18 protein-coding genes are annotated in these 22,483 nt (G+C 39.6%); 16 read left to right on the top strand and 2 right to left on the bottom strand.

Going from position 1 to position 22,483, the window contains the following annotated elements; genetic code table 11:
- Window positions 1-154: 154 nt before the first annotated feature.
- The 3 genes from NST83_RS22405 to NST83_RS22395 all read left to right on the top strand — a co-directional run bounded on the left by NST83_RS22405 (window position 155) and on the right by NST83_RS22395 (window position 5,196).
- Window positions 155-2,665, top strand: a complete 2,511-nt coding sequence (locus tag NST83_RS22405; protein ID WP_342418022.1) for a DUF3656 domain-containing protein — start codon at window positions 155-157, stop codon at window positions 2,663-2,665.
- Between the two features lie 193 nt (window positions 2,666-2,858).
- Window positions 2,859-3,752: a UTP--glucose-1-phosphate uridylyltransferase GalU gene (galU, locus tag NST83_RS22400; protein ID WP_342415706.1), complete on the top strand. Its 894-nt coding sequence runs from the start codon at window positions 2,859-2,861 to the stop codon at window positions 3,750-3,752.
- 95 nt (window positions 3,753-3,847) lie between these two features.
- Window positions 3,848-5,196, top strand: a protein-coding gene (locus NST83_RS22395) for an IS3 family transposase (RefSeq protein WP_342415705.1) whose coding sequence is annotated in 2 segments (ribosomal slippage) — window positions 3,848-4,292 and window positions 4,292-5,196 — 1,350 coding nt in all. Because the reading frame shifts where the segments join, the coding sequence is not laid out codon by codon here.
- A gap of 72 nt (window positions 5,197-5,268) precedes the next feature.
- On the opposite strand, the gene NST83_RS22390 is transcribed toward NST83_RS22395, so the two are convergent.
- Complete coding sequence (locus tag NST83_RS22390; RefSeq protein WP_342415704.1) at window positions 5,269-7,722, bottom strand: O-antigen ligase family protein; 2,454 nt, start codon at window positions 7,720-7,722, stop codon at window positions 5,269-5,271.
- Between the two features lie 165 nt (window positions 7,723-7,887).
- On the opposite strand from NST83_RS22390, the gene NST83_RS22385 reads away from it, so the two are divergent.
- The 13 genes from NST83_RS22385 to rfbD all read left to right on the top strand — a co-directional run bounded on the left by NST83_RS22385 (window position 7,888) and on the right by rfbD (window position 19,413).
- A complete protein-coding gene (locus tag NST83_RS22385) occupies window positions 7,888-8,673 on the top strand; it encodes an ABC transporter permease (RefSeq protein WP_342415703.1) in 786 nt (261 codons plus the stop codon).
- Window positions 8,674-8,685: 12 nt separating this feature from the next.
- Window positions 8,686-9,429 (top strand): ABC transporter ATP-binding protein, encoded by a 744-nt coding sequence (locus NST83_RS22380; RefSeq protein ID WP_342415702.1) that lies wholly within the window; start codon window positions 8,686-8,688, stop codon window positions 9,427-9,429.
- Window positions 9,395-10,330, top strand: a complete 936-nt coding sequence (locus NST83_RS22375) for a glycosyltransferase (RefSeq protein WP_342415701.1) — start codon at window positions 9,395-9,397, stop codon at window positions 10,328-10,330. The genes NST83_RS22380 and NST83_RS22375 overlap by 35 nt, the downstream gene beginning before the upstream one ends.
- 4 nt (window positions 10,331-10,334) lie before the next feature.
- Window positions 10,335-12,572, top strand: coding sequence for a glycosyltransferase (locus NST83_RS22370; protein ID WP_342415700.1), 2,238 nt, complete (start codon window positions 10,335-10,337; stop codon window positions 12,570-12,572).
- Complete coding sequence (locus NST83_RS22365; protein ID WP_342415699.1) at window positions 12,553-13,104, top strand: hypothetical protein; 552 nt, start codon at window positions 12,553-12,555, stop codon at window positions 13,102-13,104. The genes NST83_RS22370 and NST83_RS22365 overlap by 20 nt, the downstream gene beginning before the upstream one ends.
- 35 nt (window positions 13,105-13,139) lie before the next feature.
- Window positions 13,140-14,582 carry a DUF2142 domain-containing protein gene (locus NST83_RS22360; RefSeq protein ID WP_342415698.1) on the top strand — a complete coding sequence of 481 codons (1,443 nt, stop codon included), beginning with the start codon at window positions 13,140-13,142 and terminating at the stop codon, window positions 14,580-14,582.
- A 13-nt stretch (window positions 14,583-14,595) separates the two neighbouring features.
- Window positions 14,596-15,315: a glycosyltransferase family 2 protein gene (locus tag NST83_RS22355; RefSeq protein ID WP_342415697.1), complete on the top strand. Its 720-nt coding sequence runs from the start codon at window positions 14,596-14,598 to the stop codon at window positions 15,313-15,315.
- Window positions 15,316-15,323: 8 nt separating this feature from the next.
- The gene (locus NST83_RS22350) at window positions 15,324-15,689 is read left to right on the top strand and encodes a DUF2304 domain-containing protein (RefSeq protein ID WP_342415696.1); all 366 of its coding nucleotides are present in this window, start codon (window positions 15,324-15,326) and stop codon (window positions 15,687-15,689) included.
- 1 nt (window position 15,690) lies between these two features.
- Complete coding sequence (locus tag NST83_RS22345) at window positions 15,691-16,056, top strand: EamA family transporter (RefSeq protein ID WP_342415695.1); 366 nt, start codon at window positions 15,691-15,693, stop codon at window positions 16,054-16,056.
- Between the two features lie 24 nt (window positions 16,057-16,080).
- Entirely contained in the window at window positions 16,081-16,824 is a 744-nt protein-coding gene (locus NST83_RS22340; protein ID WP_342415694.1) for a sugar phosphate nucleotidyltransferase, read from the top strand.
- Between the two features lie 29 nt (window positions 16,825-16,853).
- A complete protein-coding gene (rfbC, locus tag NST83_RS22335; protein WP_342415693.1) occupies window positions 16,854-17,402 on the top strand; it encodes a dTDP-4-dehydrorhamnose 3,5-epimerase in 549 nt (182 codons plus the stop codon).
- Window positions 17,403-17,516: 114 nt separating this feature from the next.
- On the top strand, window positions 17,517-18,536 hold the full coding sequence (rfbB, locus tag NST83_RS22330) for a dTDP-glucose 4,6-dehydratase (protein ID WP_342415692.1): 1,020 nt from the start codon (window positions 17,517-17,519) through the stop codon (window positions 18,534-18,536).
- Between the two features lies 1 nt (window position 18,537).
- Window positions 18,538-19,413: a dTDP-4-dehydrorhamnose reductase gene (rfbD, locus tag NST83_RS22325; protein WP_342415691.1), complete on the top strand. Its 876-nt coding sequence runs from the start codon at window positions 18,538-18,540 to the stop codon at window positions 19,411-19,413.
- A 930-nt stretch (window positions 19,414-20,343) separates the two neighbouring features.
- Here rfbD and NST83_RS22320 read toward each other — a convergent pair.
- Window positions 20,344-21,501 (bottom strand): acyltransferase, encoded by a 1,158-nt coding sequence (locus NST83_RS22320; protein ID WP_342415690.1) that lies wholly within the window; start codon window positions 21,499-21,501, stop codon window positions 20,344-20,346.
- Between the last annotated feature and the right edge of the window lie 982 nt (window positions 21,502-22,483).

The raw sequence follows: 22,483 nt of genomic DNA, 5'->3' as shown, positions 1-22,483 counted from the left end.
GGATGCCATTGATCCCGTGAGCCTGGGGTTCAGAGTAGGGATGATCGGATAGGATGATAGTTCATAGGATTTTAAAATAAGCAGCATCGCTGCTCTGAAAAATAACGCTTAACCAAAGAATAACAGGTTATTTCTCAGTATAGGGAGGACAATGATGAAATCAGCAGTACGAAGAGAAGATGTCGAGCTTCTGGCACCGGCCGGTGACTGGGATTGTATGCGTGCGGCGGTGGCGAATGGAGCCGATGCGATCTTTTTCGGAGTAGAAAAGTTCAATGCACGGGCGCGGGCGAACAATTTCCGTATGGAAGAACTGCCTGAAATTATGGCGTTTTTGCATAGCTATGGGGTTAAGGGTTTTTTGACATTCAATATATTGGTGTTTGAAAACGAGCTGGAGGACGCCAAGGAACTGGTCGATGCCTGCGTGGATGCGGGTGTGGACGCGTTGCTTGCTCAGGATATGGGCTTGGTGAAAATGATCCGCGATATTTCGCCGGATTTTCCGATCCATGGTTCTACCCAGATGACAATTACCTCGCCGGAGGCGGTAGAGTTTACGAAACCGTACAACATTGAACGGGTCGTGCTCGGACGTGAGAATAACTTAAAACAGATTCAAAAAATAGGGGAGCAAGCGAGACTTCCGATGGAAGTATTTGTACATGGCGCGTTATGTGTATCTTACTCGGGTCAATGCTTGACTTCTGAAATGTGGGGCGGGCGCTCTGCGAACCGCGGCGAATGCGCACAGGCATGCCGTTTGCCTTACGATCTGATGGTGGATGGCGAGCAAAAGCCGATGGCCGATGTGACGTACCTACTGTCACCTAAGGATCTGGCTGCAATTGATCTGCTGCCGGAGTTGATTGGGGCAGGTGTCATCTCTTTTAAAATTGAAGGAAGACTGAAAACGCCTGAATATGTGGCCAACGTGGTCAGCAAGTACCGTAAGGCGATTGATAAGTATTTCGAAGGTGACACGTCCAAGACCAGCAAAGAAGATATCCGCGAGCTTCAGCAAAGCTTTTCACGCGGCTTTACGCACGGGTTTCTGGAAGGAACGAATAACAAGAAGCTGGTTGATGGTACGTTCCCGAAAAGCCGGGGTGTGTATCTGGGCCGGGTGGAACAAATCCTTCGTGACGGCGTTGTGTGCCGTATTGATGCACCGCTGAAGCGTGGCGACGGTATTGTATTCGATGCGGGAGATCCCACGCAAAAAGAAGAAGGCGGACGCGTATACGATATCCGTCGCAAGGGTGTAAAGATCGAAGGCGAAGCCGGAGAAGGCTGGATCATCGACATCGTAGCGGGACGCAACGATGTCGATCTGCGCCGTGTACATGTCGGCGACCGCATTTGGAAGACCAACGACCCGGCGCTGGACAAGCGTTTGCGCCAGACGTACGACACCGACAAGCCGTACCGCGTCTTCCCGGTACATGTGCGTGTCAGCGGCTCTCCAGGGCAGCCGCTGTCGACCTGGTGGACCGATGTGCAGAAAGGCACGACGGTCCGTGTGGATTCCGAGCTGGAACTTGAAACCGCCCAGAAGCGTCCAATGACGCGCGAACTGCTTGAGGAGCAGTTCGGCCGACTGGGCGGAACGGTGTTCCAGCTGGAAGAAATGGACGTCCACCTGCATGGGGACGTCATCGTGCCGATGCGCGAGCTGAACAGTATCCGCCGTCAGGCGGTGGAATTGCTCGCGGGCGAGCGCCCCAAACCGCCCGTGTACACGAAGCGGGCGGTAGAGGTGTATGGCGATGCATCGGTTCCCGCATCGCCAGTGGCACGCGGTCAGGCAGAACTGACCGCGCTGTGCCGCAGCCTCCCGCAGGTTGAGGCTGCGCTGGAGGCCGGCGTGGAGTTCATCTACGCCGATTTCGAGTTCATCAAGCAATTCCCGGCAGCCGTGGAGGCTGTACACGCCGCAGGGCGCCGAATTGCGCTGGCGACCCCGCGTATTCACATGCCGGGTGAAAACGGCTACCACAACAACATCCTGCGTCTGAAGCCAGATGCTGTGCTGGTACGCAATCCGGGGGCGCTGTATTTCTACATGCGTCATCGGCTGGAAAATCCGGACGCACATCATCCGCAACTGATTGGTGACTTCTCGTTGAATGTCGCCAACCACAAAGCGGCTGATTTGTTCCTGGATTCAGGCTGCGACCTGGTTACGCCGTCGTATGATCTGAACATCCAGCAAATGGTCGATATGCTCAGACGCACACGTACCGATAAGCTGGAGATCGTGATCCAGCAGCATATGCCGATGTTCCATACCGAACATTGCGTATATTGTACCTTCATGAGCGAAGGCACAGACTACACCAACTGCGGGCGTCCTTGTGAGGACCATCGCGCATCCCTGCGCGACCGGATTGGTATGTCTCACCCCGTTCGCGTGGACGAAGGCTGCCGCAACACGGTATACAACGCCATCGAGCAATCAGGTGCCGAGTACCTGTCCAACTTTATGGAGCTGGGCGTGTCCCGCTACCGCGTGGAGTTTTTGGAGGAGACACCGGAGCAGGTACGAGAGGTGATTGACCTCTACAACCGTGCCCTGCGCGGAGAAATCAGCGGCACACAGGTCTGGAAGACGCTTAAAGCAACGAATCAGTTGGGTGTTACACGCGGGCAACTAGTGAAGTAATTGGTTATATATGTATGGAGCCAAAAAGATTACAGAAGCATAATATATTCATATAGCACAAGTAAGTGATTGGAGGACATTTTCTCTTTGAGGGAAGATGTCTTCTTCTTTAGCCTATTAAATGAATCCACCTTCCTGTTATAATCATAGAAGTATATCTATCCGTTATATTGAAGACAAAGGAGATTAACCCATGAAAATCCGTAAAGCGATTATTCCTGCTGCGGGATTAGGAACCCGTTTTCTACCTGCTACCAAAGCGATGCCTAAGGAAATGCTTCCGATTGTAGATAAGCCAACCATTCAATATATTATCGAAGAGGCTGTAGCATCTGGGATTGAAGATATTATTATCGTTACTGGTAAAGGTAAAAGAGCTATTGAGGATCATTTTGATTACTCATTTGAGCTGGAGCATAATCTGGCCGCCAAGGAAAAATGGAATCTGCTCAATGAGGTGCGCAAGCCGACAGAAATGGCAGACATACACTACATCCGTCAGAAGGAGCCCAAAGGTTTAGGTCACGCTATATGGTGTGCACGTAAATTCATAGGGGATGAGCCTTTTGCCGTGCTTTTAGGTGATGACATTGTTGAGTCTGAGAATCCATGTCTCAAACAGATGATGGACGTTTTCGACGAGTATCAGCGCTCTGTTGTAGGTGTAAAGCAAGTGGATTGGAACGAGGTTCATCGTTACGGGATTGTTGAAGGGCATGCACTTACCGCCAAAATCTCGGAAGCAGAACGTCTGGTAGAGAAGCCGAAGAAAGAAGAAGCAACCTCCAACCTGGCGATCATGGGACGCTATATCTTGACGCCAGATATTTTCGACATCCTTGGTCAGCAATCCGCTGGAGTAGGCGGGGAGATTCAATTGACGGATGCATTGTCCAAACTGGGTGAAAAGAATCCGATCCTGGCTTATGAATTTGATGGAAATCGCCATGACGTTGGAGAAAAGTTAGGGTTCATTGAAACAACCATTCATTATGCTCTGCAGCATAATGAGATTAAAGATGAAGTGCTGGCTTATATGAGGCAAGTTATTGAAAAGATGGATCAGCAAAAAAAAGTATCACCGTAATAAGCCCCTCTTCCTCAGTATAAAAAAAGACTGCCAGATGTGAACTGCACCCCAATTGTTAGACACCATCTAACATTGGAGGTGCAGTTTTTGTAATGGCTAAAGTGACCACACAAGAAAAAATACAAGCGGTAAAAAGGTATCTTGAAGGGAAGGAAGGACAGAAAAGCATAGCGAGGAGTATAGGAGTATCGCATAGTATACTCCTAACATGGATTCGACAGTACGAACATCATGGAGAACAGGGTTTTGAAAATGGCTATACAACCTATTCCGTGGAAGATAAACTAAAGGTGCTTCATTATATAAACGAACATGGGACATCTATCCGCGAAGCAGCTGCGATCTTCAATATACCAACACATTCTCTGGTACTACGTTGGAAGAACCAACTAGAGACAGAAGGTGTAGATGCCCTCAAATCAAAGAAAAAGGGGCGTCCATCCATGAAAGAAGAATCCAAGAAACCTACTCCAGTTGAAGGCTCTATCGAGGCGTTACAAGCGGAAATAGAACGTTTGCGTATGGAGAATGCCTACTTAAAAAAGTTGAATGCCTTAGTTCAAAGCAAGGAAAAATCACAAAGCAAGACAAAGTGAAAGTCATTTTTGAACTAAGGCTGAAATACCCCGTTACGGCTCTGCTGCAACTGGCTCAGATACCACGTAGTACGTATTACTACTGGGTGAACACATTCGGAGAACCAGATAAAGATGCTGACTTAAAATCCCGTATTCAAGCCATTTATCAAGAGCATAAAGGCCGCTATGGATACCGCCGAATTCGAGATCAATTGCACAGTGAAAAGCTCCAAGTCAACCATAAAAAAGTACAACGAATCATGAGTGAACTTGGTTTGAAATGTACGGTACGAATGAAAAAGTACCGTTCATATAAAGGAACTGTTGGTAAAATCGCACCCAACATTTTAAATCGAGACTTCAACGCAACGAAGCCTAATGAAAAATGGGTGACGGATATTACGGAATTCAAGTTATTTGGTGAGAAGCTGTATTTATCCCCCCTATTGGACTTATTTAACGGTGAAATCATTACGTATACAGTGGAATCACGCCCCGTCTACTCTCTTGTTTCCAAGATGCTGGACAAGGCATTGGAACAAATAAATGAAGGAGATTCGCTCATGATTCATTCAGATCAGGGATGGCACTACCAAATGAGCCCATACCAACACACGTTAAAGGAACATGGAATAACACAAAGTATGTCGCGTAAAGGCAATTGCTATGACAATGCCGTGATCGAGAGCTTCTTTGGCATTCTAAAATCCGAATTTTTATACACACAAGAATTTGAAAGCATCGAACACTTCAAAGAGGAACTTGATCAATATATCACGTACTACAATAACGACCGTATAAAGGCAAGATTAAAGGGCATGAGTCCCGCTCAATACCGGGCTCATACCCTCAAGATAGCTTAATTATATACCGTCTAACTTTTCGGGGTCACTTCAATGATGTGTTATATCACGGCAGTCTCTTTTTATGTTGCTCTATTTCTCCGATTTCAACTGAGCTATTTGCTCTTTCTCCTTCGGATCAGCTTTAATCAGCTTGTCGTACAAAGCTTTATCATCCTGTCCCTGCTTTTGCAACGCAGCGATGTAGTAACGGGCGACCTCACGATCGGTAGCATCGCTCAAATCATCCCTCAAGCCGTTTTTCAGAATGTTGGCAGCCTCAGCAGGCTTACCTGATACGAACTGAATCTTGCCGGCATTCAATGCAATTGAAGGTGTAATTTCAAAAGGGCGACCTGTGAGCTGTGTGGGAGGTAAAGTTTTCAAATGAGCCATACCATCCAGAATACGTTGATAGGCACTCATTCCAGCATCAAAGTATTTTTTCTCATTCGCAGTGTCCTTGGCCAAACGAGCTTTATTACCAAACTCAAACGCTTGAGTGATCAGCAAATTGTGCCAATCCAAATCCCAATTGAAATTAGCACGATTATTTTCCAAAATGGCAAAGGCCTTGTCATTGTTTCCTTTGGCTTGTTCAAGTCTCATCTCAATGATCAACATATTTTTATTAAACGGTTCTGCGCTCAATCCCAGGCCGAGAACGGCAAGACCGCCTGTATAGAACTCTTCGCGCTTGGTTTGCTGATATACCTGATAATACATACGAGACAAGCCAACAATTGAATCAATGTGAGTTGGACGCAGATCCAAGTCCTTATTGTAGGCAGCTTGTCTTTCTTCAAAAGAATTGCTGCTTTCCAGCGCTTTGGCTTCTCTAGCAGCACTGCTGGCTTGTATAAAGCGCAGTCCTGCAAACAGAAGCACAATGCTGAGGATACCGATAACGATGCTGTAAATCGGACGGAAGCCCTCTGACTTCATCGCCAAGCGTTTTACAGGCTGTGTATCCATCGCGGCGGCCATACCGCCCAACCCTATAAACACCAGCATGCCCATGAACACATAACTCATATTAAAGTCCAATAGACTATGGAGCAAAATAGACATCGTCAAGATCAGGTAAAGGAAGTGACTATCCTGATGCTCCTCATCCTTCTTGATGTAACCTTTAATATATTTGTAGAAAATATAAAGAATGAACGCCATAAAAATGATGAATCCAAGAATACCGACCTCTACCAGATACTGCATGAAGAAGTTATGTGCCTGACGGCTTGTATAACCATAATCTTGGTATTTTTCATACAGCGTAGCCCAACCGCCGCCGCCCGCACCAATCAACGGATAATCGGCAATCAGCTTGGAAGCATCGCTGTAAAAGGTTATACGTTCCAGCACACTATGCTGCTGGAAGTTGATATTTTCCAGACGTGTCTCCACGTTGGCTGGCAGAAAGCTCCGTAGCCCTGTACCGATCAGCAGGAACGCAACTACACCAATGACGATCACAGAGCCAACAGGAAGCCACAGGTTTGACAGCTTGCGTGAAGCCAGACCTTGCAGGCCTTTCTCCAGATGAGACCCCAGAGAGGCTTGTATGAGCCAGAGAACAACAGCAGTCACGACAGAAGCACCAATCAGCAGTCCCCAGCCTTTTGCCGCCTCAGCGCCATTGTAGGTCTGATTCAGCTGCAATCCCCAGTTTGTAATAGGGCTCAAAATAGCAAGTGAAACTACACCCGCAATTGCACAATGCAGAATCCACAAAATTTGACGTGCAGGTTTAAAGAACAAGAGTAACAGTACAAACACTACGGGCAGCATCACGAGACCACCACGTGAAAGAGTCAGGAATAGTGATACCAGAATAGGCACCAGCATAAAGCCGTGTACCGCTTTTCTATACCACGTCTTCGACTGCATCAGACAAAAGACCGCCGCGAACAAAAACGCCATCAAAAATGCCGCATATGTATTCGCGTACTGAAACACTGATGTAAGACGTAGACCGTTGGAGTCTGTCATAACAGCATCAGTGTAATGATTGCCAGTGACCATTGACGAGAACCATCCTACCAAGCGACCAGCCAGCACCCACTGCCCGAACCAGTTAATGAATCCGAAGCCTATAATAAGGTAAGCTACGGTCATAATCGCCGTTTGGATGATCCGGTTGCTCAACCGATCTCGCAAGGCGTACAATGTAATGATGAACAATGAGGCATAGATGCATTGAACTAATACCATGTTCATCGCGAGATAATGAGAAGCAGCGGAAATCAATGAGAGTACGTATGTCAGCGGGAGCAACATAACAAACACCGCCAACCAGTCTCTTTGATCTTCCAATTTGAATTTCTTATAATAGGTTACGATTCCCAAAATCAGTAGAACCGTGCTGATGATCAAAGCCCAATACAGGGGCTTCTCAAAATCGAGCATTTGCCCATTAAAAAGTGCAGCCTGGAAGGGGGCCCAACCCAAAAAGAGAATAATCCCAACAATTAACACCCAAAAAATAGCCGGCCTTTTATCGTCACGGGTCGACGTTTTGGCCTGTTTCCCGTATACTGGATTCGACAAGGTTTACAATCTCCTTTTCTTGTAGATACGTCAATATTTTAGCATAAGTAGGTTGAAGGGGCTACTTTGCGGAATTTACACAATTGAAACTGATTTTTTGGCAAGATGGAAAAACTCATTTAGAATAGTTTGTTAAATAAAATGAAGCAGGTGTTTGATAAAAATATGAAACAGCTAAAAGGTTATTTCAAAAATTTCTTTAGATACAAAGATTTATTGAAGCTTTTAGTTATTAAAGATATAAAAATTAAGTATAAAAGGTCTGTGCTAGGAATTCTTTGGAGCGTGCTTAACCCATTATTAACTATGCTTATTATAACGTTGGTTTTTCAAGAACTATTTAAATTTAACGTTAAAAACTTTGCTGCTTATGTAATTAGTGGGCAAGTACTTTTCAACTTTTTTTCAGATGCAACCTCAATGGCTATGTCTTCAATTTACTCTTCGGGGCAAATTATTAAAAAGGTTTATATTCCAAAATATATATTCCCTCTTTCTAAAGTGATTTATTCACTTGTAAATCTATTGTTTTCGTTTTGTGCAGTTTTAATTGTTTGTTTGGTTACGGGCGTTGAAATGAACATTAATATTATTTTTAGTTTTGTATCTATTTTATATGTTTTTATTTTCAGTCTTGGGGTAGGACTTATTTTATGTAGTTTAGTGGTGTTTTTTAGAGATATTGAACATATTTATGGGGTTCTAATGACTGCTTGGATGTATGCCACTCCAATAATATATCCAATGAATATTATGCCGGACAAGTATATGTTTATGCTTATGGCCAATCCATTCTTTTATTTTTTGGCTCATTTTAGAGAAGCGCTTTTGTATGGACATGTTCCACCGTTATCTTTGAATCTGCAATGTGCTAGTTACGCTATTGTGACTTTATTAGCAGGCTTGTATTTGTTCAAGAAAAGACAAGATAAATTTATTTTATATATTTAAGGAGTTTTATTGATGAATACACCTGAAACGATTGTCTATATAGAAAATATCTCCATGTGTTTCAATATGACAAGTGAAAAAATAACTACATTTAAGGAATATCTTATAAAACGCTTTAAAAATCAAATTTCTTATACTGAATTTTGGGCTTTGAAAAATGTTAGCTTTAAAATTAATAAGGGAGAACTATTTGGAGTTTTGGGACTTAATGGGGCCGGTAAAAGTACACTTTTAAAAGTTGTTGCTGGTGTTTTAAAGCCTACTGAAGGAAGTGTAAATGTATATGGGAAGATAGCGCCTCTAATTGAACTGGGGGCTGGATTCGATGCGGAACTTACAGCAAGAGAAAATATTTTTTTGAATGGTGCAGTTTTAGGGTATAGCAAAAGAGAAATGAAACAAAAGTTTAAAGAAATTGTTGATTTTGCTGAGCTAGAAGAGTTCATAGATGTCCCTGTTAAAAATTTTTCTTCGGGAATGTATGCACGTTTGGGCTTTGCTATCGCTACAGCAGCAACACCAGATGTTTTGATTGTCGATGAAATATTGTCAGTGGGTGATTTTAAGTTTCAACAAAAGTGTGAAAACAAAATAAAAGATATGGTTGAAAATGGAACAAGTGTCATATTAGTTTCCCATTCTATTGATCAAATTCGTAATTTATGTAGTAGAGGAGCTATTCTTGAAAAGGGGCAGCTGATCAAAGTGGGTGATATTTCTGATGTCTGTGATTTTTATTATTCAAAATATAGTTAGTTTTTTTAAAATAATGTTTTCTTATTTATGTGGTATATACTACGTTCTTTATAGTTTATATATACGTGCTAAAATAAAATATAACCCTTTGCAATTACTGACTAATAATAGCTGGTACGGTAATTGGATTAGTTCTAATGAGCTTTATACTGATGAGGATGTAATCGAAAATTGCAATTCGTTTAAATTGAATCCACTAATCTCCATTCTGTTACCTGTGTACAATGTTGACGAAAGCTATTTAAGAGAATGCATTGAATCTGTGTTGCATCAATATTATGAAAATTGGGAATTATGTATAGCCGATGATTGCTCTACCTCCTCGCATATACATAAAGTTCTTGAAGAATATCGATTGAAAGATAAAAGAATCCAAGTTGTATATAGGAGTAGAAATGGTCATATTTCTGCTTGCAGCAATACGGCATTAGAAATGGCTCGTGGTGAGTACATCGCACTTCTAGATAACGATGATATTTTATCTCCATATGCATTATATGAGATCGCCAATCGGATAAATAAATTTCCAGATGTCGATATTTTATATAGTAACGAAGATAAATTAGAAAATGGTGAAAGAAAACAGCCTTTTTTCAAGAAAAAGTGGAATCTCTCATTACTGCTGCATGTTAATTATATTTGTCATCTAGTTGTTTATAAAACTTTATTAGTAAAGAAAATAGGGGGCTTTAGAGAGGGATATGAGGGAGTGCAAGACTGGGATTTAGCTATAAGAGCTTTGGAAAAGACCAATAAAGTTCAGCATATTGCTAAAGTACTTTATCATTGGAGAATATCACCTACATCTACAGCTGGTGGGGAAAATGTTAAACCTTATGTTAAATTAAGGAAAAAAGAAATTAGAAGTGAATTCTTGAAAAAACAGATTAGAAGGGGATAGTATTTTGGGTATTAACATGTTAATAAAAAAATCAGTTGCTACGATCAAATATGAGGGGGCTAGCTCCTTTATTAAAAAGTCTCTTAACTATACGAAACGAAGAATACTTAGATCTAAAATGAAGTCTAACTATCATTATAAAGATATTCTTTTTATTAATGGGTGCTCACTCCCACATCCACCACGTTATCGAGTAGATCATCAAGTAGAGCAACTTCACTTCAATGGCTATTCTTGCGATACTGTATATTACGAAGAATTGGATATTGAAATGGTTCGTTATTACAGAGCTTTTGTTTTCTTTCGCTGCCCCCATACAGATGTAGTTGAGGGATTAATAAAAAAAGCAAACTATTTCAATAAAAAAGTTTTTTTTGACATTGATGATCTGGTTATTGATTATCAATATGTTAAAGATATTAAATATTTAGAAAATATGTCTAAAGAAGAATTCGACGCTTATATGGATGGAGTCAATAGAACGAGACAGACTCTTAGTATGTGTGATTACGCAATCACTACTACTGGTAGACTTGCCAATGAACTGAAGCCATATGTAGAAGAGGTTTTTATTAATAGAAATGTTGCATCGGAAAAAATGGTAGAACTATCTTTAAAGGCTCTAAAACCAAAAAATGACATAGAGGAAATTACCCCTGAAATAACCAATAGAGTAATTCTTGGGTATTTCAGCGGTAGTATTACACATAATGATGATTTTAATTTGATTCTCCCAGTAGTGAAAAAGATGTTTGAGAAACATAATAATGTTTACTTAAAGGTAGTTGGGATTTTAGATATACCAGAAGAGTTAAGTGCCTTCAAAGATCGGATACTTTTTGGAAAATTTACAGAATGGACGAATCTTCCTGATCTAATTTCAAAAGTAGATATTAACCTCGCCCCATTAATTCATACTGTTTTCAACGAAGCTAAATCAGAAAACAAATGGATGGAGGCAGGCTTAGTAAAAGTTGTGACAATAGCAAGTAATGTGGGTGCTTTTAATGAGATTATTTCTCATGAACATAACGGAGTTTTGTGTGATTCAGCGGAAGATTGGGAGTTTTATTTGGATAAGCTCATTTTAGATCATTCTTTTCGATCAATGATAGGCCAAGAAGCATTTAATGATGTTATGAATGGTTGGACTACATTAAGCACAGGATACAATCTATTTGAGTTTATTGAATCAAAGCTTAATGAGAATATAGCGTTTGTACTTCCCTCAACTCAAATAAGTGGAGGAGTTAATGTAGTCATAAAACACTGTAATATTTTGCGTGATGCTGGCAAAGACGTAACGATAATCTCTATGAGTGAAGATGATGAGAACATTATTAATAATGACGGAGAGATCAATGTGGTTTCATATCATCGGCATTCATTTCATTCATATTTTAGAAAATGTGTTGCAACCCTTTGGTCAACAACTCATTTTTTGAACATATACCCGAAAATAAAGGAAAAATATTACTTAGTACAAAACTTTGAGACAAGGTTTTACGAGCCGGGCAATCATATGAGGACTTGGGCTAACTTAACTTATAATTCGTTTTCCAATATAAATTATTTAACTATATCTAAGTGGTGCGAAACATGGTTAACGAGCAAATACAATAAAAAAGTGAATTTTGCTCCTAATGGTATAGATTTGTCTTTGTTTACCTTTAGAAATAGAACATTTAAGGGGAAAATTAAAGTCCTTGTTGAAGGAAACTCTAACGACTATTATAAGAATGTTGACGAGAGTTTTAAAATAACTAACAGTCTAGACCGTGAAAAATTTGAAATTTGGTATTTATCGTATAGTGGTAAGCCAAAGGAATGGTATAAAGTTGATAAATTTCTGAATAAGGTTCCGCATGATGAGGTTGGTAATATTTATTCGAAATGTGACATTTTAATTAAATCAAGTATACTTGAGAGTTTTTCTTACCCACCTCTTGAAATGATGGCTACCGGGGGAATATCAATAGTTGCTCCAAATGAGGGCAATTTAGAGTATCTAGAGCATGGTGAAAATTGCATGCTGTACGAACAGGGAAATATTGAAAATGCGCTTTATATGATCAATCAAGTGTGTGAAGATGAAGAATTGAGACAAAGGTTAATAAAAAATGGTCTTAACACTGCTAAACAGAGAGAGTGGAATCATATTCAAAATGATGTAATCGAGATGTATGGATTTCAAAATATAAAAGGAAATTACGGAGAGGTATATGAAAAAAATTCTGTCTAAGGCTAGAAAGGCTATCGTCCCTATTCTCATAGTTCTTATGCTAATTTATGTTTACGTGGGTAATATTGGTAAATATTCGATTTCTATTTTACAAGAAACTGGTTCTAAAACTGTAGGTGAAATAACAGAAGGACTTGAGTTTGGGCAGACATTTCAAGCAGATGTCAATGATTTAAGCGGAGTATCTATTAAATTGGCGACATATATGCGAGAGAACACAGGAGACGTAACTGTAGGCCTTCGGCTAGTAGGTGATCATAAAGATATTTACTCAACTACTGTTGATGCTAAAAGCATACAAGATAATCAATTTTTTAAATTACGTTTTCCGCCTATTAAAAATTCTAAGGGCAAAAAATATTACCTTTATGTCAATTCAACTGGTACACAAGGGCATTCAATCACAGCTTATAAGGCTGATAATAACCCTTATAAGCAAGGAGAACTGTTTATTAATAATAAAAAACAAGCTCAAGATGATCTGACATTCATAGTCTACTATAACAAGACTTTTCTTGATTGGTTGGTTTAATAGTATAGGTAAGTTGGGAATATAGAGGTGGATTAATGAATCTAATTAATTATGATGATCGTATTAATAAGCTGTTTTTAAAATTAATGTTTATATTTGGTATTGTTTTTGTTTTTGTGATACCACCTTTCCAAATGGCTGATGAAGATAGTCACTTCAAAAAAGCATATTTAGTTTCTAATTTAAATTTTTTTCCTGAAACAAACGACCAAGGAGAGATAGGAAACTATATCCCGAAAGCTATACTTGATTCTGAATCTTCTCATAGATATTTAATTAATAATATAAATGAGAAATATGATTATACAAAGTTTTATGCTGATACTACTACAAATGCTAATTATGAAGAAAAGATTTTTACTCAATATAGTACCTCCAAAACACATCCTATATTGTATCTTCCACAAGCATTTTTTATGTTTTTGGTAAAGTTTTCTTCTTATATTTTTGGGTTTTCGAGTTGGGGGACGCTGTCACCGGTAACATACATGTATGCAGGTAGGTTGGGAAATCTTTTGTTTTACGCAGGTTGTATCTATTTTTCTCTGAAAATTATTCCTTTTTTCAAAAGATTAGTTTTGTTAATTGCGATTATGCCAATGTCTTTAGGATTATCGGCATCACTTAACTACGATAGTATGGTTATTAGTATGTCTATGCTAATAACCAGTTTTATTATGTATTTAGCTTACAACAATAGTGTTTCATTAATCACTAAAAATAAATTTTTATTACTATGTTTTCTATCAGTATTCTTGATAGAATTGAAACAAGTTTACTATCCTTTGTTACTTCTTTTATTTTTAATACCAGGAACTAAGTTTGCTTCACCAAAAGATAAGATTATAAAAATATTCCTCATCCTACTGTCGGGGATCGTAGCACATTTACTATGGATTTTAATTTCTAAGTCGGGTAGCGCTGCACCAGGGGATGGGATTTATATTAAAGACCAATTTATATTCATTCTAACTCATCCTTTTAATTATATCGAAATTTTGATGAGAACTATTGTCCATCTTCGTTTTTTCTATTTAAATAGCTTTATAGGTAATTTGGGCTGGCTGGACACCAATCTACCTCCATTGTTTGTTTTTATGTTTATAACTCTTCTTTTTATTGTTGCAATAGTTGATGTGAATAAAGAAATAGTAATAACCATTCGAAATAAAATATTTTATGCCTTAATTTTTTGTTCTATATTTGTGCTAGTTGAAACATCATTATATTTAATTTGGACATCTATACCAGAGGTAGGTGGTGTAGGCTACGAAATAGTATCAGGAGTTCAAGGTAGATATTTCATTCCTTTTTCCATTATTGGTTTTATATTATTATATTCTAATGACTTATTTGGTGGTTATAAAGAAAGAATTTCTCGAATTATAAATGCAATCCTTATGCCTTTTTGCTATTCTTCTTGTGTCTTAACTTTGTTATTTGTCATTGCTCGATATTGGATACCTGCAAGCCAATAACCATTTAAAGGGGATGATTATAATTAATTCAAAAAGAATTTTACTGATTATTCCTGCCTACAACGAGGAACGAAGTTTAGAAAAGCTAATTTCTTCAATTAGAGAATTAAACAATTCTCAGTTGAATATACTGGTTATTAATGATTGTTCATCAGATTCAACGGCGGCACTATGTGAAACTCTTAATGTTCCGACAGTTAATCTACCTTGTAACTTAGGTATTGGTGGAGCGGTGCAAACCGGTTATAAATATGCATTTTATAACAAGTTCGATATAGCTGTGCAAGTTGATGGAGATGGGCAGCATAATCCTGAGTACTTGGAAAATTTGGTAAAACCATTAATTAATAATGAGGCAGATCTAGTTATAGGGTCTCGTTATATTAATAAAGAGGGCTTTCAGTCATCTTTTATGAGAAGAGTAGGTATCATCTATTTTTCTAAAATGCTCAGGGCTTTAACGGGTCAATGGATAACTGATCCTACTTCTGGATTTAGAGCATGTAATAAAAAGGTAATTGAAGTTTTTTCCAAGAGGTATCCCGTTGATTATCCTGAACCTGAATCAATCATGTATTTAAAAAGAAATAATTTTTGTATTAAAGAAATTCCAGTTAATATGGAAGCAAGACTTGAAGGTAAATCATCAATTACATCGTTAAAGTCAATTTACTACATGACAAAAGTCTCCTTGGCAATTTTAATTGATAGACTAAGAAATCAAATAGTTTAGGAGTAGTTATGATATCTATTAAATTACAAATTATATTAATTGCGGGAGCAGTTATTTGTTTTCTAGTTTTATTGAATTTGTTGCGTAAATATAGAATGGAACTAAAGTATTCAATGCTTTGGATTATAGCAATGATAGTGGTCCTTATTCTATCCGTTTTTCCAAGCTTATTTAACTATGTTTCTAGGATTATGGGTATTGAAGTACCTGTTAATGCTCTTTTTTTACTTGCTATTTTTGGAGTTTTCGTCATCATGTTTTCTCTAACAGTAGAGGTATCCAAATCTACAATAAAAATAAAAGAATTATCTCAGGAGTTGGGTTTAGTCAAGCACGAATTAAAGAAAATTAGGGATCTTGAAAGGGAAAATTAGTATGATAAAAGGACCTACGCTAGTTAATTTTTTATTACTAATTCTCAATGTGGTCATGTTATGCAGTGGACAAGTTTTTTTTAAGCTAGGGTTAGAGAAAATAGGAGGAGTCAGTTTAACTAATGCTTGGAAAGCTTTATTTGTTCCAAATATAATTATTGGATTGTTTTTATACGTTTTTGCTACATTGATTTGGTTCGTTGTGTTGTCCAGAATGCCTTTGAGTGTTGCTTATCCAATTCAGAGTTTAGCATACATTTTTGGCATTATAGCAGCACTGTTTATTTTTCATGAGCCTGTATCTATGATGAAATGGGTTGGAGCAGCAATAATTTTAGTAGGTGTTTTTGTGATAGCGTTAGATTAAATTTATATTTTATGGAGGTTTCCAATGAAAGGTGTAATTCTTGCAGGAGGTACAGGTTCGCGCCTCTACCCTTTAACAAAAGTGACAAATAAGCACCTGCTACCTGTCGGTAAGTATCCCATGATTTTTCATTCAGTATATAAACTTAAACAAGCAGATATTCGTGATATTCTAATCGTTACGGGTAAGGAGCATATGGGGGATGTTGTTAATCTTCTTGGTAGTGGTCTTGAAATGGGCGTAACATTCACTTATAAAGTACAAGATGAAGCTGGTGGAATCGCACAAGCTCTTGACTTGGCTGAGCAATTTGTGGGCGATGATCAAATGGTTGTGATTTTAGGAGACAATGTATTTGAGGACGATATTGCGCCTTTTGTAAACAATTTCCGTAACCAAATCACTGGAGCCAAGATATTGCTTCAACAAGTCCAAGACCCTCATCGTTTTGGTGTGGCTGAGCTGGAAGGGGAACGAATTGTTTCTATTGAAGAAAAACCTAAAGATCCTAAAAGTGATTTTGCAGTAACAGGTATTTATATGTTTGATCATAATGTATTTGAAATTGTAAAAACGCTCAAACCTTCTGCGCGTGGGGAACTAGAGATCACTGATGTTAACAATGCATACATTAGTAATGGGACTTTGACATACGATGTTCTTCAAGGCTGGTGGACTGATGCTGGAACCCATCCATCTCTTGCTCGTGCTAATGAATTAGCTAAAGATATCTTCTTTGGCGAAGAATTCGGGAAACTAAAGCTATAATCATTTAATTTAAGGGAGGATACATATTCATGAAAGTAATTCCTCTGAAACTAAAAGGTGCCAAGATCATTGAACCCGTGGTTCATGGTGATCACCGTGGTTTTTTTATGGAAAGTTACAATGAACAAATCATGAAAGAAAATGGAATTGATCATGCTTTTATTCAGGATAATCAGTCCTTATCTGTAGAAACTGGTGTGATTCGTGGTTTGCATTACCAGCGTAATCCCAAAGCACAGACAAAACTTATTCGTGTGATTTCGGGAGCCATCTACGATGTTATTTTGGATATTCGTAAAAGTTCTCCGACATTCGGTCAATGGCTTGGAGTGATTTTGAGCGAGCATAATAGACGTCAGCTACTGGTGCCTAAAGGCTTTGCTCATGGATTCTGTACGCTTGTTCCCAATACCCAGGTGCTGTATAAGGTAGACGAATATTATTCACCCGAAAATGATCGTGGTATCCTGTGGAATGATCCTGCACTAGGAATTGACTGGCCGACTTCTCATGCAATCCTTTCAGAGAAAGATCAGAAGCATCCGGTTCTGGCTGATGCAGACATTAATTTTGATTAAAGGATTTAGTCGCAAGTTATATGCACAGTTGAACTAATAATAAACTCATCTTTGTTTCTTATTCATTCAAAAAGGATATCTTATATGTATTAAAGCACGGTTTAGGAGGCCTTTATGAAACTTCTTGTCACCGGCGGTGCCGGGTTTATTGGCAGTAACTTTGTATTGTATATGCTAAAACACCATCCAGATTACGAAATTGTGAATATAGATGCGCTTACGTATGCAGGTAACCTGGAAAACTTGAAATCCATCGAAACTCACCCCAAACATACCTTCGTGAAAGCAGATATTACCGACGTACAAGCGATTGACCAGTTGATGCAGCAGGGAATTGACGTGGTGGTGAATTTTGCAGCGGAGTCACATGTGGATCGAAGTATTTTGGAACCGGAAGTGTTTGTGAAAACAAACGTATTGGGTACGCAAGTGCTCCTGGACGCAGCCAAGAAATATAACGTGACCAAGTTTGTACAGGTATCAACAGATGAGGTGTATGGCTCTCTGGGTGAAACTGGCTTGTTTACGGAGGAAACTCCACTGCAACCTAATAGTCCTTACTCTGCGTCCAAGGCAGGCGGCGATTTGTTGGTTCGTGCATATCACGAAACGTTTGGTTTGCCTGTGAACATCACACGCTGTTCCAACAACTATGGCCCATACCAGTTTCCTGAAAAGCTGATCCCGCTGATGATCTCACGTGCGTTGAGCGACCAACAGCTTCCTGTGTACGGAGATGGTTTGAACATCCGCGATTGGTTGTATGTAGAGGATCATTGTAGCGCAATTGATCTGGTCATTCATCAAGGGAAACTTGGTGAGGTATACAATATTGGTGGAAATAACGAACGGACGAATGTGCATATCGTCAAAACGGTATTGGAGGAGCTGGGCAAGCCAGAATCTCTAATTTCGTATGTGCAGGATCGTCCAGGACATGACCGCCGTTACGGTATTGACCCAACCAAAACGATGAACGAGCTGGGTTGGAAGCCAAAACACTCTTTTGAAACGGGTATTAAAGAAACCATTCGTTGGTATTTGGACAACAAAGAATGGTGGACTCGTATCCAATCCGGCGAATATCAACAATATTATGCTAAGCAGTATGGTGCCCGTCTGGGGGATGCGTAAGATGAAGGTACTGGTTACTGGAGCATCCGGTCAACTTGGTAAAGACGTAGTAAAGGTTTTTCAGGAGCAAGGACATGATGTCCTTGGATACGATCGGGAACAGCTAGATATAACGAATTTAGAGCAAGCTGTGAAGATCATAGGACAATATCAACCTGACGCTGTCATCCACTGTGCAGCCTATACGGCAGTGGATGCAGCGGAGTCCGATGTAGATGGGGCGTATCAAGTAAATGCGGCAGGGACACGTAATATGGTACTCGCTGCTGAAAAAGTAGGAGCCAAGCTGGTTTATATCAGCACGGATTACGTGTTCGATGGAACAGCGGAGCACCCTTACCATGAGTATGATAATACGAATCCGCAGAGCATCTACGGAAAGTCCAAACGGGCGGGTGAGGTATTGACCCAGACGCTTTCTTCTAGGTACTTTATTGTTCGTACGTCTTGGGTGTATGGACTGCACGGGAATAATTTTGTTAAAACGATGTTGAAGCTTGGGCAGGAAAAGCCGCAGCTTCAGGTTGTGAACGATCAGAAAGGTTCACCTACTTATACGGTGGATTTGGCCCGTTTTTTAGCGGAGTTGGTTCAAACCGAGAAGTACGGCGCATATCATGCGTCCAACAGCGGCTCCTGTACCTGGTATGAGTTTACGCAAGCTATTTTGCAGGATGCGGCGGAAATATTAGGTGCCAAGTTCACAGCAAAACTGGAACCATGCAGTACGGAGCAATTTCCTAGACCAGCAGCTCGCCCACGTAATTCCGTGATGGAGCATATTGCTATCCGAACAAATGGACTGAATGATTTGCGTGCTTGGCGTGAAGGACTGCAGGATTTTTTAAAAGAGTATCTAGCAAGTTCGAGTAAGTAAAGGTATACGATACCTACAGTGATCTCCCATCATTTTATGATAGGGAGATTTTTTGTTCCTCTGAAAAGAAGTATACAACACTTATTTCTAATTACCCATTTTTTCTGTGAAAATCATCTGAGCTCGCTGTAACGGATTTCGTTTTTACCCAGCGACTTAGGTCCGAAAAAGACAATAGGATGCCCGAGACACCCGTTCTACGAGGTCTAATGTATACTTTGTTTTGAAGTTGATTATCCTATTAAATTAACCTGCCGAAGAAAATGACCTGAGCCCTCCCTCCATGTAAGACTGCTTGTTCTTGAGCATATGGTAGCAAACCACAAGTATTTTTCTGGCTGTCGCGATACATGCTTTTTTCTTGCCGCGACGGCCCAAGCCGCTTCACATAAGGCTACTTTGGCATACGAATTGCCTTTGACGCTGGCTGTCCTTTTTTTTACCGACGCTCTCATGGTTCCCCGGAGCCACACCAGCCCAAGAGGACAAGTGTTCTGCGCTGGGAAACTGCTCCATATTCGCGCCGATTTCAGCAATGAGTGCAGCCGCTGTCACCTGTCCATATACAGATAAGTAAACTCTTTTCCGCGATCGGTGGTGGCCGTTTGGAACGTACCCTGAGGATAAGAGACTACCACGCTAAAGGCCATTTCCAACGAATAAGAAGTGTAATCGGGCGTTTGAATCAGGTCTATCTCGCCGATCCCCACTCTTCCTGGCAGAGAGGCTCCAACGAGAATGGGCCTTCCCCAAAGGGAAGGTTTTGCTGAAGTCACTGAACCAGAACTGGAGGAGGATCTCCATCTGATTAACTATCTACTTAGTACACTATCAGGTCTTAAATAGTAAATTTTAATCTTGACATTTGTATGGATTTGAATGATATACGCTGATAATCCACTATTTAGAACTGACTGCTTACTGTCTGTTTCAGTATTTATTTTTTTGAAAAAAATTCCTATATAAGTTATTCGCTAGTTCAATCCCTTTTTTATCCACATATTTGTACATTAAATAAGAAAGGATCACTATTGGTGGGACTGATAATAACACGCTGACGACAACTGAAACAGAGTATGTCATATGTTCATTGAGTCTTATAAATATATAACTCGTAAATGAACCAATGATTATTAGATGAATCAAATAGAGTGAGAAAGAGAGCTTACCTAAGCACTCAAATGTTTTCAAAGAGAAAAACTTCTGAAGCATATCTGAATTCAGCAACACTATCATAGTGGTAAACGCTCCAGTTATGTGGTAAAAAATCACTGTACCAAAATCAGCTGTTTCGATATATTTGTATACTGAATTACCTACATTGGCCCCAGTGGGATATGATCCAAGGTACAAACCAGTTCCTAAAACAAGTGTTTTAAACGTCCGACTTTTATATACAGTTTTGTTGAAGTGGCCCATATTATTTAAATCACTTAGAATCATTCCTAATATGAATCCCAGGTAGTACGTTTTTAAAAATAAAATAATAAAAATGATATAAAACAGATATCTTTTTTTTATTTCTCCGAATAAGGAAGCGAATCCAAATACTAAAAATGATCCATACATTTCATAAGTTATTGTCCATAATACACTATTATATTGAGCATTATACTTAAAAAAAACATCGAATACAGCATTTTGAAGCGTATGTAAAAGCGTGGGTTCAAAATTCCAAAAACTTCCCAACCACCAATCTGAAAAACTGAGTGCTCCCGCTTTATTATTGAAGAAAAAGGAAATCTTCATTAAAAAGAAGACCAATAACACAGTGACAAATACGGGTACTAACAATCTAAAGTACCTTTTTACTGCACTCGCAACAAGTACTTCGTTATCCATTGTAGAGAAGTATTTATTACTAAGAACGTAACCACTCAAAATAAAAAATATGCAAACTGCGAAATTTCCATTATAAAATAAGTTGAGAGGACTCTTTGCGATGAGCAACTCAACTGCGCTAGCAGTATGAATTTGATTGATATCGCTGTTATATAAGGCTGGATAGAAAGCTACTACAAAATGATTCGCCACAACAAATAATGCGGCCAGTCCCCTAATCCCATTTAAGTACTTAATTTTTTGCATCGTTTCCCTCCTACTTTTAATCGAAATTTTCTCTTGTTTGCTCACTCGTTCTTAGATTTTTAACCATGAACTAGTTAGGAGATTGGTAAGTCATGTAAGGATGGCATTATTTTTTGGTGACGCCAGTGTCGGGAATAGGGATTGGAGAGCTTGTCCCCGCCTATGGATACTTGGTGATCGCACTTTGGGTATTCACACCCTTCTTTTGATGGCTTACTTTCTCATGCTAGCGGGGGCTTTCCACTTACATTCCTTCGTTCTGCCTATCTAAAGGTTTGACGCCATTTCTTGCTCCTTTACGGGGTCGTTGTCCTTATGGAATCGTTCTTACAGCTACTCCGTACTTCCATTCTCTTTGGTTCCTTATATTCAGCCAGTGTAAACCAGTAGTGTCCGGTGGGCTCGATGCCGAAAAGGGCGTCACTCTGGGTATGATCCCGCTGAACCTCCTTCATCCACTGTATCAGTTGCTCTAGCCCACTTTGGTTGCTCTGAAAACACACAATATTTTACTAACTCAATCCCGGGAAAATCAATGTTGCGTGCCACATGTGTTTCTTTGGCGATGTCTGCACTGACAACCATGTTATTTCCTGTAATTCGTTGATTCTGTTTCCCCGACTGGTTTTACTTCATAGTGAGCGCCCTATTTTTAATTCAGGCAAGAATGTGACTGCATTCGAGACCCAGCATACAGGAGGCGATTTTTCTTTTCAAATCTCAAATTAATTCATTACAGGAGGAATGGCTCCTTACAATAAAGAGTATTATGCATGGAAGTGCGGTATTAAACAATAGGAATCTATTTTATTAACCTCTTATTTTTTGAAGTTGATCAAACATCTAGATTTCGAAAATATTCTACTTTTCTTTTTTTGACCGTTTGTCAAGCTGAGTGTATCTATCAGTATACATGGGAAATTATGAATTTCGATACCCCTTTGAAACTATACAAGTTTGCTCTATGATAGGAATAAGTACA

Source organism: Paenibacillus sp. FSL R10-2782, from assembly GCF_038592985.1.
In the GTDB taxonomy this organism is placed as follows: Bacteria; Bacillota; Bacilli; order Paenibacillales; family Paenibacillaceae; genus Paenibacillus; species Paenibacillus terrae_C.
Note: the sequence above shows the minus strand (reverse complement) of the source record. Positions and strands in the feature narration are given on the sequence as shown.